Below are 12,257 nucleotides of genomic sequence, written 5' to 3'. Positions count from 1 at the left end.
AATAAAAAAGAGATGAATGTCTGGAGGTTCACTGATTTGTTATTTTACTTTTGATTCTTATCAACTGCCTAAGTATTAAAATTGAGGAGTTGAAAGAGTATGTTATTCAAAAATTCACTTGAGTGTATTACGCCTGAAATGTTGGAAGGCTTCTTTGTCGGCTGGCCTACCCCACCGAGTCCATAGACGCACTTCAAACTATTAAAAAACAGCAGCAAAGTCGTCCTGGCACTCAATGAAGATGTTGATCAAGTGGTTGGATTCATTGCAGCAATCAGTGATGGAGTCCTATCCGCCTATATCCCCTTCCTTGAAGTGCTGCCAGAGTACAAGAATAGAGGAATCGGCAAGGAATTTGTCAATCGAATGTTGGCAGAACTTGCTGATATTTATATGATTGACTTATGTTGTGACGATGACCTCGTCCCCTACTACGAAAAGCTGGGGATGGTAAAAGCAAATGGAATGCTATTAAGGAATTATGAAATGCAGTCAGGGATAAAAGCGGAATAAACCAACCAAAAACAGCTTGTATTTTCCTTTCTGATATTAGAAAAAACTTGCTTAGGGCACAAAACTCTTGGCAAGTTTTTTCATTATCAAATATTATTACTACATAAAAAATCAGTCCCACTATTAGAACTGAATTCTCTTTTCGAGACTATTTATTTTTGTATCATGTTTCCCCGTCTTCTCACTTAAAAAATCAACGTCATACCTAATACCGTCAACCTTCTTAGAAATTAATTGAAGGGTACCTTTAACGTCTTCTTGTTGGCTTTCTTTAATACGGTCCAGCCTAGTTAAAACTTCCTTAAACTGGTGGTCACACCATTAAAACGCTGATCTACCCCAGTAAAACGTTGATCTACCTTATTAAAGCGTTGTTCTACTTCATTAAAACGATGGTCTACCTCATTAAAACGCTGATCTACCTCTTTAAGCTGTTGGTCAACTTTATCAAATCGTTCTAAGATGATTTTGAGCATTTGTTCACTATTCATTCAGTCACCTCGAATAAATCTACATTTATAGATTATAGCATATACGCTAACTTTATAAGATGGTTTTTATTTTCTAATGCACCCTTTAATAAAATATCAAATAGCTTTTTATCAGGATGGAGTTAGATTCTTAAACCATTTTTGTATATTGTTCACAAGGTCAGGTTTGGAAGCAGCAGTAACCTTCTTTGGCTTGAACCCTCCCAGCTCAACCACTTCGATGTGGTCTTTCCCCTCGATCTGAACTACGCAATAATCTTCATATGGAGATGCTTCAATCTTTGTGACCTTTTGGTCCTGGTAGAGTTCCTGGATGTCTTCGAGATCTTGTGGCGACGGTTGCCACTCTTTCTGTTCTTGAGGTTGATCTACCTCAGGCTCGTTGCTTGATGAAGCCGTCGCCTTGCTCCCGTCCTGATAGAGTTGAAAATGAATTTTTTGAAGCAAGGCAATAACTTCAGAGAACCCAATAAAAAGCATGCCTGTGACAAAACTGGAAAAAAGGACGGGCAAAGCCATTCCTAAATTTTGACTGGATCCCGTGGTCAATGCTAGGAAAAAGCCGCCAATCATTATTATAATCCCAATGACACGGAGCACTTTGGCAACTGAATTTTGTTTCTCCAATTTTTTCTCCTCCGATTCTACCAATAATTTCATACATTACAGTATGATTCTTAAAATCTTCTAAAAAAGTTCGTTAAGATATTTTGTTCTCCGCGTTATTATTACTATGATTAATGAGAAATTTCGCGAATCTTAAAGTACTATCCCATTAATCCAACATTTCAGGAATGGAAACTCTACCTTTTAATATTTCATAGGCTTCCAACTCACTCTGAAACTTTAATTTTGTATAAGGGATTTTCAAAATACATTTTGACCTTTCGTCAATGTACATTTATTAACGGTAGAACTAGTGAATCTTCTACCTCGGTTAGTGAATCTATCTCCAATCCAAATTGCTTAATGACTCGATTTAACATTAAAATTCCTCACTTTTTTATTAATTGGACTCTCTCTATTTTTTAATCAGTCAACTTCGTTAATTAAAAGATACAAAAAGCCAACTTAAAGGCAGCGGAAAATATACTGTTTTTTTCTCCAATAGGAAACCTCTTTCCAAAACACCCTTATATACATCTTCGTTTACTTCAAAAAATGAGTGTCGTGAATTATTTTTTCCATTAATTAGAATTCAACAAAAAAAGCGTTAATCCTTCATGGACCAACGCACCAGTTTGTTTTAATACATTATTTTATTGAGATAGCTATTTCCAACTTCCAATAACTTCATTGTTTTATCATAAGCATAAGCATTTTTAACTTCTGAAAAGAATTGGACTGCTTCGATTGATAAATAAGATGGAAATTCAGTTATAAAGGTATTATTTGTTGCTTTAATTTCCTGTTCCTCTCCATTTTTATACTCAATCACAAATCTATCTACTTCTCGCTCTGTTTTTATTGCCCCGTGTATGATATCTCCTACACCATCAAAATGATTAGCTGATAACAAAAAAGGCAATCCATTCTCGGAATCAAATTCTGTTCCAACACTTTGTTCATTATCATACCGGTACTTTCCATTCTCATATTGATAATTTCCTAGAATATGTTGAGTCTGATCTAAATAGTAAACTAACTGATTGTCCTCATCCTGGTTGACAATATTGATCGGAGTTTTCCATTGGCTTTGTACTGCTTCTTCCAATGATTCAAAACCTTTATTACAAGCAGATAGGGTGAATAAAGCGAGAATAAATATTGTGATTTTCCGCATGAAATACCCCCGACAAAATATTTGTCCGAATCATAGTAAACCCAAATTCCGAATACGATGAACACTGCAAAAATTGCAGCAATTTCAATATGGTGTCCACTAAAATCTGTATTCCTGGCCAAGCCCCACCTCTTACCGTTTTATATATAAACTTTACGAGTGTGTTGAAAAAAAGGTTTCATTTTTCAGTTAATTAAATTTGTATAAAGAAATTTATAGGATAGTATATTTAAATATCAGTTCTCCATTAGGATCTTTTTCTTTGGTGTATTCAAATCCCAAGCCTTTGTATAATCTATGAGCGATTGTATTTTCCTCGATAATACTTAAATAAATAACCTTGACCCCGTATTCTTTTGAAACTTTATCTATAAGTTTAATCATTACCTTTTTTCCAAAACCCTTCCCCTGGTATCTTTCATCTATGATGATTCTATCAATCCAGGTATCTCTATTTGGACCAAAAGAGCCATACATTGCAAATCCAATAATTTTCTCATCATAGTAGATAGCAACAGGGTGCCATTCGTGATAAATAGCAGCTTCTTTTAAACATTCATCAACGGTTTCGATAAACCTTTCCTGGCCTGGTTTTAATTTTATATTTTTCACAGTGCATTCATTCGTATGATCAATATCTCTAAAGTACACTTCCTTCATCATATGATAAAAACTCCCATTTGAATCTCCTATACGTAAACAATCCATACCCCAGTTCAGAGCAATCCATGTTATCTATGGGCCTCTTTTTGTAATGACTGAATAGAAACAAGTGTCGGTCAGCCTGCTCCCGTCTGCCGATAAATCATCATTCCGTAAAACACCTTCTAATTCAAATCCAAGTTTTTCGGGGATAGCACGGCTTTTTAGATTTGTTGATTCACATCTAATTTCGATTCTCTTAAACTCAATTTGATTAAGTCCAAAATCACTTAATGCCTTTACCGCTTCAGTCATATATCCATTGCCGCTAAACCTGGTATTAATCCAATAACCAATTTCACATTTAGGAATGGACCAGTCGATTCCTTGAAGGCTGGCAGTTCCAATGAAATCATCCGTCTCTCTATTAAAAATGAGAAAACGAAAGCTCTCTCTTTTTAAAAAGTTAATATGCGCTTTCCTAAGGTTAATCTCTGTATCCTCAACTGCAGGCAGCTTTTGTGCAAATGGCAGCCAAGCTTTTAATTCACTGAATGAATTTCTTATTGCCTGGTTGACGATGCTTCCGTCACCTGTTCGATTCGGGGCACGAAGTATTAATCTTTCTGTTTCTAACTGAGATGGAATATCTAGTAATATAGCATCTTATTTCTCCTCTCCGCTCTATTAATCTCTGATAAAAATGCAATAAAAAAACTCCCACCACCCAAGAAATTCTTAAGGACGAGAGTTTGACTTCGCGGTACCACCTCAGTTTGTTGATTTGTCGCCAAACCAACCTCTTCAGGTACGTTCATACCCTATCTTGATATCGGAAGAACCCGTCTTACGATCCCTGATTTCATCAGATTAGTAAGATGCTCCGAGACTTTATTCATTAAGCCGAATATTACTCCCTTTCAGCGGTCGGGGGCTCTCTGGAAATATCGAATACTTAATTACTCTTCTCTTCAGCGCTTTTATTATTTGGAATTTTAGAATAGTTTAACTGGGATAACACACATTGTCAATATATTCCTTAGAGGCAGTAGCAGTGGGTTCGTCCCCGCGTCTACTACCTTTAACGTTCATACTAGTCGTTTTGATTTTACCGCTGCTGGGTACTTTTTCTCTTCCTTAACAGGGTTTTTTTTAGTCACAAATAATGAAGAAATTAATCCACCCACTGAAATGCCTGTAATGAAATAGAATGCTTATTTGACACCAGCTGCTAAAACCTCAGGCTGGGTGGCACTCGGAAAACTCGTGATGAAGCCGCTTTGTCCACTTGGTTAAATAAAGCGGCAATAGAATCGCAGTTGATAAAATGATTAAAATGCTAAGGAATCCCTCATCTTCCCCATTACTATACAATAAAAGCTGTATATGATAAAACTATTGTTTTTAGAGATTTACTTTAACATATAGCAGAATACAAACCGTATTGGGCAATGATTAGGGACAAACTCGACTTATAATAGACATTTCAAGCTCCACTAGCTTCTGAAATGTCCATTAAATCCCTTTTATTAGACATTTTAATCCCCATCAGCTTCTGAAATGTCCATTAAATCCCTTTTATTAGACATTTTAATCCCCATCAGCTTCTGAAATGTCCATTAAACCTCTTTTATTAGACATTTCAAGCCCCATCAGCTTCTGAAATGTCTATTAAACCCCTTTTATTAGACATTTCACGATCCACCCGCTTCTGAAATGTCTATTAATTACCTTTTATTAGACATTTCAACCATCCGAATGTCTATTAAATGCATGTGCAAAAAAGCATCAGGACGAACCTTGTGCACAGGTACGTCCCAGCGGTTTTTTACTGCTTCGATTGTGTAAGATGAGCGTCAAATAAATCGATGATCTCTAAAAACCTTTCTGCCTCTCTAAATGTATGGTCTGCTAAGAGTGGATGAATATTGCTTTTAATTCGGCAAGCCTCTATTAATTCTCTGGCTGTTTTCTTAAAGTCCCTTAGTGAGATCACTGAAACTCTATTTTGATCCAGGAATTGATCTAAGATTGGCACTGTTTCAGATTGTGGGCGCATGGAGTCTAAATCAACCGCTTGAAAGACCAGTTGGTCAAAATCATGACTAAACTCATTTGCTTGATTTACTAGCTTTCTTTCTGAAGGGTCTAAGAGATGTCCGATGAATTTTGCATGGTCAGCCATAATTTTTAAAAAGAAAAGATTTTCTTGAATGATCTTATCAGGTTGAGGGGCTAGTTTTCCTTCATTAAGTTCTTTTAACCTGTTGGCAAAATAAGCAGCTTCTCTGCTAACATGGTCAACCAATAACGGAAAATTATTTGTCCGGATTTCACAGCGTAGAGTTAACCCTAACACCTTTCTCTTGTAACTCCAAATGGCAACAGCCGCTTGATAAACCTCATTGTTAAAAGCTTGAATTTGGCGTATATCCGTGTCCGCGGAAAACCTTGAGAGCTTTTCCTCGATACGCTCAAAGACAGTAATAAATTGTTGAGCCTCAGCTATCAATTGCTGCTGTTCGTAAGTAAATCCAAGGCTTAAAAACAAAGCATGTTCCTTCATGATTCTGGACCAAAACTGTATTTCATCCAACGACCTGACAACAATCGGATTCGCCATTATCCCCACCCCTAATACAGACTTCCCCCCATCATATGTGCGTGTACATGTCCTTATTCTTGCTATTCAAACTAACCATCTTTAATAAAAAATTAATCTGAACCATTAAAAAATGCGGTAATCCTCCTGCTCTGGACCACCGCAAGTTTTATTAACTCAATTAGCAATTAACTATTCTACCACTCATCTCAGTACTCTTCATCACTTCTATACTCCAATATATCCCCTGGCTGGCATTCTAATGCTTTACAGATTGCATCTAAAGTTGAAAGCCTGATCGCTTTTGCTTTTCCATTTTTCAAAATCGAAAGGTTAGCCATTGTGATTCCAACCCGATCTGAAAGTTCCGTTACGCTCATTTTCCTTTTAGCCAACATCACATCAATATTTATTATAATTGCCATTGTTATCACCTCAGACTATTAAGTCGTTCTCTTCTTTGTAATCGATGGCTTCTTTTAAAAGTCGCTGGAGAACTGCAGCAAAGACCGCAACCACTAGCGGAGCAAAAACCATCCCCATTCCGAAGAGTATGAGACCCGGTGCGTCATCTGCGTCCGCCAAGATATAGACAAATGGGAGAGCCACCACATACATTCCGCTGATGATGATGGCACTATTTTTAATTTTTTTGAGAGCTATTACAGACAAGTCAGAGAAAGCCTGGTTCCTGTCGATATAGGTTAAAAGGTTAAATGATTGATACAGTGCGAAGTAAAATGGAACGGCAGAAACATACATAACCATTAAAAGTGCGTACACCACAAAAGCCAAATCCAAACCTCTTGCTGCTGCTTCATTCGCTTCAGACGCAATCTGAGGCAAAGCAAACAGACACAAAGCAAGAACAGGAAGGCCGATAAAAATTACAGCTACCTTCAAAAAGTGTTGAACTTTTTTTTCATCACAAGCACCTCATTCTTTTATTGTCAATTTGAATTTATCATGTTATTTATCGATTTACAATAAATTTTTATTAATATTTATAACTATTTTATTGATATTAAATACATTAACACAAAAAAACGTCAATCCATTTCTGGATCAACGCCTTAATATCACTATTTTTCAGAGGCTCCATCCTTTGAAGTATCCCCATGTTTTACACCTTTACTTTTGTACGGCTTGAAACTCTTAGCTTTATTTGCACTAGCTTGCCAGCGATTCCAGCCTTTCTTGCCAGTACCTCTTCCTGTTCCGCTCTTGCCCTTTGCTTTACTCAAAAAATCAACTCCATATTCGTGTACGTTCATTGTTTAGCTTTATCCATTTTCGTATAGAAAAAACAAACATCAATGAAGTCTAATCATATAACAGTCAGAAAGGATTATCTACTATAAAATAAAAACAGTCCAATTCAGTTGGAATCAGACTGCCGATGATGTCTTATTAATGCACCCGAATGACTTCATATATATCTTCGTCGTGATGAACTCTTGTATGCTTTGATTCAATTCTTTCAAAATCCTCATGTCCGACCTTTGGCAATTCTCCAATCCACCAATTCTTGAATTCATAGATAAGGTCAGCTAACATTGTAATTCCTCCCGGAAATGAATAATGTTTTATTTACACTCTTATTATACTTGTGAATAGTTTCACATGTAAAGCGCTTTCATTATATCCGGAATAGCAAAATAATACAGAATTATGAGAAATTTAACCAGCTACCTTTTAAATAAATAGATTCATTTTTGACAGAATAAACCTCCAGACTTTGAACAAAATATTCATGATAAAAAGGAGGTTTATCCATGCCAAATCAAAATGACAACAAGTTCAGAAAGATCCAATCTGAAAGCTTCAAGCAAGGGAAATCGCAAGAGGAATATGCAGCTGAACTGGAAATGAACAAGTTAAAAGCGCAAAAGAGGAAGTAACATAATGCTAAAAAAACTGCCGTGGCGTCACCACGCAGTCTGTCGTTCCTATTCACCCTTCAATAACGGTATATCCACTTCAACACCCAGTCGATTTAAAACCTTACCCAATGTCTCAAGCCCGGACTTTGGATTGATTTTCGTTTCTAGATAATATACTTCACCTGTAAGTTGAGATTGGTAAGTATGGAGCTGCGTAAATGGTCTTTGATCTGGATGGATCGGCTGGAGCGCAATAACATAACGCTTGCCATTATCGGTCGATCCAAGGATGATCCCCGCTTTTACCAGGTCATACAAAGGCAGACGATTGTGTTCAATCCACTTCAACGCTTCCTTCCAAATAGCCGGAACGCTAGAGCCCTCTATAATAGATTGCTCGCCATTCAGCTTAACTTTTACATATAAAGATTCCCACTTCTTGAAGCTCTTCCGCTCTGTCGAAGTCTCGTCATCAGCATGCACGGTCTTGTCTGTTACCTTCGCCTTCAGCTGGTCGAACAATTTTTCAACCGTCCCTACACCAACATTGTCATACTTCGCTAAAATCACAAGCTCCATCGGAAGCTGGCCGACTGTATAAATCTGGTCCTCATTCAACTGCCTTAGCAAGCTTGGAATACCCGTGAATTCCTCAGCAGTTAGCGGAACTTTCTTCAATTCTTCCGTCACAACAATATGACTCGCTTTGTAAAAGAAAAACAGTTCCCCTTGACGTTTCAATGTGAGATTTCGTCGAACTTTCTCCTCTTCAATGAAGGTTCCAAGCTCTTCGAAAAATTGCTCATCATTCTTATCATTATAACGCTTCACATTCTTGTGCAGACCCTCGAGATCACCTGGCAGCTCGCTCATGATCCTCGCTTCCTGTTCAGCACCAAGACGAATCAGGAAAGTTTCCGATTTATCAAATCGCTGCGGCAGGAGAAATGCATCACGCAGGAAGTAAGGAATCTCAAGTGACCTTCCTTTATAAGTGATCGTCCGGATTGGCGTAAAACCAGGCGTTTCCTGAACCTCAACAACAGGTGCAGCAACAGCCGCAGCCACTTCTTCCTTTGCTGGAGTTTCAGCTTGTTGCGAAGGAGGATTTTTCAACAGATCCTCCAATCCCTTCAACCTGACCTCAAGCTCAGACATATCAAACGTTTTTTCTGCCTGGGGAGAAGGATCCTGATATTCCGGCACGGTCACATCAACCGGACCGTACACCTCCACATACCATTTCACAATGCTATACAGAGCTTCCCACGATAAAAGCGCCTCGGAAAAGCGGAACATCCGCGCATCATGTGCCGCCTGGTTCCCCATTCTCCGCACCAAATGCAGCGCATCGCGAATCTCAGGAATCAAATATCCCTGATCATTAAGCAAATCCAGCTTTTCTTTCAAACCAGTACGTGGGTCCTCTGGCATCCCTTCTGCTTTTGTCACCTGCTGCAAGATATTTTCAATGAATACCCGCGAATGAGTCAGCATCGTTCTCGGGCTGGAAAAGATACTATTGTCTAATTCCTTAGCCAGCAATGCCAATTCCTTTGAAATCGGCTCTAAAAATTGATAAAAATATGTATTTGTATTCATAAATTGGTCCCCCGATTGTAGTCTTCTATGATTTTATCAAAAGAATAGACTCATTTTAGCTTAAACCGGAAATTGGAAGACGGCCTTTCTGTGTGTGGAGAGATTTTATTCGCAAATAACCGTAACTTATTCGCAAAAAATAATTTTTATTCGCGAAAAAATGGTTTTAATCGCAAAAACAGCCCTTTTATTCGCAAACTGGAAATTCGGAGCGATTTTTACCAATTTTTCATTTAAGTTACAAACACACCCCCTCCCTAAAATAAAGACATAAAAAATACACTCCAAGCGAAACTATAAATAACAAGGATTCATTTCCCAGGAGGATACTTATGCGAAAAGTCATTTGCATCAATAACGAAGGTTTAGAGTTGGAATTCAACGTAGGTGATAAATATGAAGTCGATAGAGAGTTTGACACAACTTATATAGTGACCAACAAACTTGGCAAAAAGCATACCGTTTTTAAGACACATTTTGTACCAGTTGATGAATCAGAATCAGCGATTTAATAACCTATTTGTGTGAAGGAGCAGTAACCACCAACAGTCTATTTCTTCATCCATCGAAACGAGATTCCCAACAATACCCAACCAAAAATCTCTCGACTTCTCGAGAGATTTTTTCATCATGCGTATTGTATTCCTGCAGCTTTAACCTTATCGATATCCCCGGAACTGCAAGGTGTGACGCCGTATGTCATGCCGCAGTTAGGGCAGTTTGTTATGACCGTTTCCATCGTGAACATTTCTCCACATTCACATGCGATCTGGTGCGCGACGCGTGGCTTTATCTTTTCCTTACCTTTACTCTTCACATGGTCAACAATTGCTTTGCCATCTTCTAATCTAGAACATCCACAGCTCATAAGAAAAACTCCTTTATGACTTAATTAACACTGTTAACATAGCATAAAGGGTTTACGAAGCAGTATAAGAAAAGTCACACCTGACGATCGACTGTTATCAAAAAATCACCAATCACCTGCAGATACTCTTCAGGCTCTTCCATATATGGCATATGAGCACTTTCCTCAAAAACATGGAACTTAGCTCCTGGCGTCAACCGGGCGTAATACTCCGTCGATTCAGGTGTCGCCTCATCAAAACGGCCGCATGTATAAAGTGTCGGACACTCAATCTCACCCAGCTGCGATGTGCAGTCAAAAGTCTTAAGATTGCCCTTCACTGTAAATTCAGATGGCCCCCACATTGTTTCATAAACAACAGGATTTTTCATACCTGCTCCAGCTTTCAGCCATTCCAAATCCGGCTCACCTCGGAATACGAACTCTTTGTTGAACTCCTTGATTGCTGCTTTGAATTCCTCAGAGTCAGTCTCACCGCTTTCCTCGCAACGAATGATCGTCTCCTGAACGTCAACCGGAAGCTTGGCGATATTACGCTTCTGATCTTCTTCCCACATCGGCGCACTCAAACACGGACTTGAGAAAATCACGCTCTTCACTCCGCTTGGCTTTGTCAGCACATAAGCTGCTGCCAAAGTCGTGCCCCATGAGTGGCCAAGAATATGTACTTCATCTAGCTTCAGCGCCTCACGAACCTGTCCGAGCTCCTCAACAAAACGGTCAATATTCCAAAGCGACAGATCATCCGGCCGATCAGACTTCCCGCAGCCAAGCTGATCATACATGACAACAGGGCGATCTTTGCCCAGCGCCTTCAAGCCTTTTAACGAATAAGTCGACGACCCTGGCCCACCATGTAAAATAACAACCGGTGTCCCTTCCGCATCCTTATTATAAATTTCATACCAGACTTTTCCGCCGGTAACCTCCACAAAACCTTCTTCGTACATATGTAATCCTCCTAATTTAAATCCTATTTAATACCCTACACATTTCTGGCTCTTTTTTTTAAAAAAACATTATGTATTCTAATTTACTTTCTCCGCCTGCTGCTCCAGCAAAGCTCATACATCATTATAGCGTGATTTTCAGTGACAAACTCATCATCAATTTGTCTTTTCTCCTTGTTAAATACCTTACGGTGAATGGTATTATGTCTTACATATCCGCCTCAGTATTCCCGAGTAATTAAATGCTCCCGTTCATACACTTCATACGTTTGGATTGGTTGGAATTCTGACCTCCATTCTCCTACTAAATGAGTGTCATTCAAATAAACAATTAATTGATAAGTGTTATTTGTTTCATTTTTAATTTGCAGATCAAGGTAATTATATGCACAAGTGGCTCCACTGCCAAAAGGCTGACTTCTTTTGGAATCCGGAAATACATCATAGCTATGACGGTATCTTTCAGTAATGGTTAATGGTGTGTGCAAAGTCATCCAATAGATCAGGTTTGATAATTGGCATAGCCCCCCGCCAACCCCTGTTGTAACCTTCCCATAATGAAGGATCATACCATCTACATAGCCTTTACTTTTCGTTGTATTTCCAAGTAACCGCCAATAAGAAAATGTTTCCCCGGGACGGATGACTATCTTATTCAGCTTTTGAGTAGCGATTTTGAGATTCTTTACCTTATTATGCTGTAACCACATATCAACATCCTTCAATTCTCGAAGGAGTAAAGTTTGATGGGTGAATACCTGATGTTCCAGCGGACGTTCTTCATTTTTCACAGAGAATTTCTTGTCCCCAAAAATCCAATCCATATATCTCTTTGAACGGTAATACTTTTTCCCTAGATAAATTCTCATAGGGCTTCTTCTAATAGGCTTTAAAGACTCCATATGGCCTCCTTTAAATTCAAA

The 12,257-nt window shown here is 38.4% G+C and carries 15 protein-coding genes, 2 pseudogenes and 1 other annotated feature; of the genes and pseudogenes, 3 read left to right on the top strand and 14 right to left on the bottom strand.

What is annotated here, in order from left to right:
• Positions 1 to 99: 99 nt before the first annotated feature.
• Positions 100 to 513: pseudogene (locus JCM21738_RS08380) on the top strand (GNAT family N-acetyltransferase).
• A gap of 290 nt (positions 514 to 803) precedes the next feature.
• On the opposite strand, the gene JCM21738_RS08375 reads toward JCM21738_RS08380, so the two are convergent.
• From JCM21738_RS08375 to JCM21738_RS24310, 10 genes are all read right to left on the bottom strand, one after another.
• Positions 804 to 1,004 carry a hypothetical protein gene (locus JCM21738_RS08375; RefSeq protein ID WP_023614451.1) on the bottom strand — a complete coding sequence of 67 codons (201 nt, stop codon included), beginning with the start codon at positions 1,002 to 1,004 and terminating at the stop codon, positions 804 to 806.
• A 111-nt stretch (positions 1,005 to 1,115) separates the two neighbouring features.
• Positions 1,116 to 1,631 carry a hypothetical protein gene (locus JCM21738_RS08370; protein WP_023614452.1) on the bottom strand — a complete coding sequence of 172 codons (516 nt, stop codon included), beginning with the start codon at positions 1,629 to 1,631 and terminating at the stop codon, positions 1,116 to 1,118.
• Between the two features lie 619 nt (positions 1,632 to 2,250).
• Positions 2,251 to 2,787 carry a membrane lipoprotein lipid attachment site-containing protein gene (locus tag JCM21738_RS08365; RefSeq protein WP_035209209.1) on the bottom strand — a complete coding sequence of 179 codons (537 nt, stop codon included), beginning with the start codon at positions 2,785 to 2,787 and terminating at the stop codon, positions 2,251 to 2,253.
• Positions 2,788 to 3,000: 213 nt separating this feature from the next.
• On the bottom strand, positions 3,001 to 3,447 hold the full coding sequence (locus JCM21738_RS08360; RefSeq protein WP_031307817.1) for a GNAT family N-acetyltransferase: 447 nt from the start codon (positions 3,445 to 3,447) through the stop codon (positions 3,001 to 3,003).
• Between the two features lie 75 nt (positions 3,448 to 3,522).
• Positions 3,523 to 4,089: a GNAT family N-acetyltransferase gene (locus tag JCM21738_RS08355; RefSeq protein WP_031307818.1), complete on the bottom strand. Its 567-nt coding sequence runs from the start codon at positions 4,087 to 4,089 to the stop codon at positions 3,523 to 3,525.
• A 77-nt stretch (positions 4,090 to 4,166) separates the two neighbouring features.
• Positions 4,167 to 4,413 (bottom strand) — a binding site (T-box leader).
• An 844-nt stretch (positions 4,414 to 5,257) separates the two neighbouring features.
• Positions 5,258 to 6,052 (bottom strand): DUF2935 domain-containing protein, encoded by a 795-nt coding sequence (locus JCM21738_RS08350; RefSeq protein WP_023614458.1) that lies wholly within the window; start codon positions 6,050 to 6,052, stop codon positions 5,258 to 5,260.
• A gap of 188 nt (positions 6,053 to 6,240) precedes the next feature.
• Entirely contained in the window at positions 6,241 to 6,456 is a 216-nt protein-coding gene (locus JCM21738_RS08345) for a helix-turn-helix domain-containing protein (RefSeq protein WP_023614459.1), read from the bottom strand.
• 10 nt (positions 6,457 to 6,466) lie between these two features.
• The gene (locus tag JCM21738_RS08340; RefSeq protein WP_035209208.1) at positions 6,467 to 6,934 is read right to left on the bottom strand and encodes a DUF2975 domain-containing protein; all 468 of its coding nucleotides are present in this window, start codon (positions 6,932 to 6,934) and stop codon (positions 6,467 to 6,469) included.
• A 179-nt stretch (positions 6,935 to 7,113) separates the two neighbouring features.
• Positions 7,114 to 7,275: a DUF3934 domain-containing protein gene (locus JCM21738_RS23205; protein WP_023614461.1), complete on the bottom strand. Its 162-nt coding sequence runs from the start codon at positions 7,273 to 7,275 to the stop codon at positions 7,114 to 7,116.
• 166 nt (positions 7,276 to 7,441) lie between these two features.
• The gene (locus tag JCM21738_RS24310; RefSeq protein ID WP_023614462.1) at positions 7,442 to 7,588 is read right to left on the bottom strand and encodes a hypothetical protein; all 147 of its coding nucleotides are present in this window, start codon (positions 7,586 to 7,588) and stop codon (positions 7,442 to 7,444) included.
• 218 nt (positions 7,589 to 7,806) lie between these two features.
• Here JCM21738_RS24310 and JCM21738_RS26680 point away from each other — a divergent pair, with 218 nt between their 5' ends.
• Complete coding sequence (locus tag JCM21738_RS26680) at positions 7,807 to 7,932, top strand: hypothetical protein (protein WP_023614463.1); 126 nt, start codon at positions 7,807 to 7,809, stop codon at positions 7,930 to 7,932.
• A gap of 48 nt (positions 7,933 to 7,980) precedes the next feature.
• On the opposite strand, the gene JCM21738_RS08335 is transcribed toward JCM21738_RS26680, so the two are convergent.
• Positions 7,981 to 9,516, bottom strand: a complete 1,536-nt coding sequence (locus JCM21738_RS08335) for a DUF4145 domain-containing protein (protein ID WP_023614464.1) — start codon at positions 9,514 to 9,516, stop codon at positions 7,981 to 7,983.
• Between the two features lie 332 nt (positions 9,517 to 9,848).
• Here JCM21738_RS08335 and JCM21738_RS08330 point away from each other — a divergent pair, with 332 nt between their 5' ends.
• Positions 9,849 to 10,028: a hypothetical protein gene (locus JCM21738_RS08330; RefSeq protein ID WP_023614465.1), complete on the top strand. Its 180-nt coding sequence runs from the start codon at positions 9,849 to 9,851 to the stop codon at positions 10,026 to 10,028.
• Positions 10,029 to 10,144: 116 nt separating this feature from the next.
• On the opposite strand, the gene JCM21738_RS08325 is transcribed toward JCM21738_RS08330, so the two are convergent.
• The 3 genes and pseudogenes from JCM21738_RS08325 to JCM21738_RS08315 form a co-directional block, all read right to left on the bottom strand.
• Positions 10,145 to 10,384: a hypothetical protein gene (locus tag JCM21738_RS08325; protein WP_023614466.1), complete on the bottom strand. Its 240-nt coding sequence runs from the start codon at positions 10,382 to 10,384 to the stop codon at positions 10,145 to 10,147.
• 74 nt (positions 10,385 to 10,458) lie between these two features.
• Positions 10,459 to 11,334: a proline iminopeptidase-family hydrolase gene (locus tag JCM21738_RS08320; protein ID WP_023614467.1), complete on the bottom strand. Its 876-nt coding sequence runs from the start codon at positions 11,332 to 11,334 to the stop codon at positions 10,459 to 10,461.
• Positions 11,335 to 11,417: 83 nt separating this feature from the next.
• A pseudogene (locus JCM21738_RS08315) lies at positions 11,418 to 12,236 on the bottom strand (VanW family protein).
• Positions 12,237 to 12,257 lie beyond the last annotated feature (21 nt).

This window comes from Mesobacillus boroniphilus JCM 21738 (genome assembly GCF_000517385.1).
GTDB classification, from domain to species: Bacteria; Bacillota; Bacilli; order Bacillales; family Cytobacillaceae; genus Mesobacillus; species Mesobacillus boroniphilus.
The sequence above is the reverse complement of the archived record's forward strand: the minus strand, read 5'-3'. Positions and strand labels throughout refer to the sequence as shown.

Bases quoted from the DNA above. Each gene is read 5' to 3' on its own strand.
- JCM21738_RS24310 (WP_023614462.1), bottom strand. From the start codon at position 7,588: ATGTTAGCTGACCTTATCTATGAATTCAAGAATTGGTGGATTGGAGAA.
- JCM21738_RS08375 (WP_023614451.1), bottom strand. From the start codon at position 1,004: ATGAATAGTGAACAAATGCTCAAAATCATCTTAGAACGATTTGATAAA.
- JCM21738_RS08320 (WP_023614467.1), bottom strand. From the start codon at position 11,334: ATGTACGAAGAAGGTTTTGTGGAGGTTACCGGCGGAAAAGTCTGGTAT.
- JCM21738_RS08330 (WP_023614465.1), top strand. From the start codon at position 9,849: ATGCGAAAAGTCATTTGCATCAATAACGAAGGTTTAGAGTTGGAATTC.
- JCM21738_RS08345 (WP_023614459.1), bottom strand. From the start codon at position 6,456: ATGGCAATTATAATAAATATTGATGTGATGTTGGCTAAAAGGAAAATG.
- JCM21738_RS08365 (WP_035209209.1), bottom strand. From the start codon at position 2,787: ATGCGGAAAATCACAATATTTATTCTCGCTTTATTCACCCTATCTGCT.
- JCM21738_RS08360 (WP_031307817.1), bottom strand. From the start codon at position 3,447: ATGAAGGAAGTGTACTTTAGAGATATTGATCATACGAATGAATGCACT.
- JCM21738_RS08335 (WP_023614464.1), bottom strand. From the start codon at position 9,516: ATGAATACAAATACATATTTTTATCAATTTTTAGAGCCGATTTCAAAG.
- JCM21738_RS08350 (WP_023614458.1), bottom strand. From the start codon at position 6,052: ATGGCGAATCCGATTGTTGTCAGGTCGTTGGATGAAATACAGTTTTGG.
- JCM21738_RS08325 (WP_023614466.1), bottom strand. From the start codon at position 10,384: ATGAGCTGTGGATGTTCTAGATTAGAAGATGGCAAAGCAATTGTTGAC.
- JCM21738_RS26680 (WP_023614463.1), top strand. From the start codon at position 7,807: ATGCCAAATCAAAATGACAACAAGTTCAGAAAGATCCAATCTGAAAGC.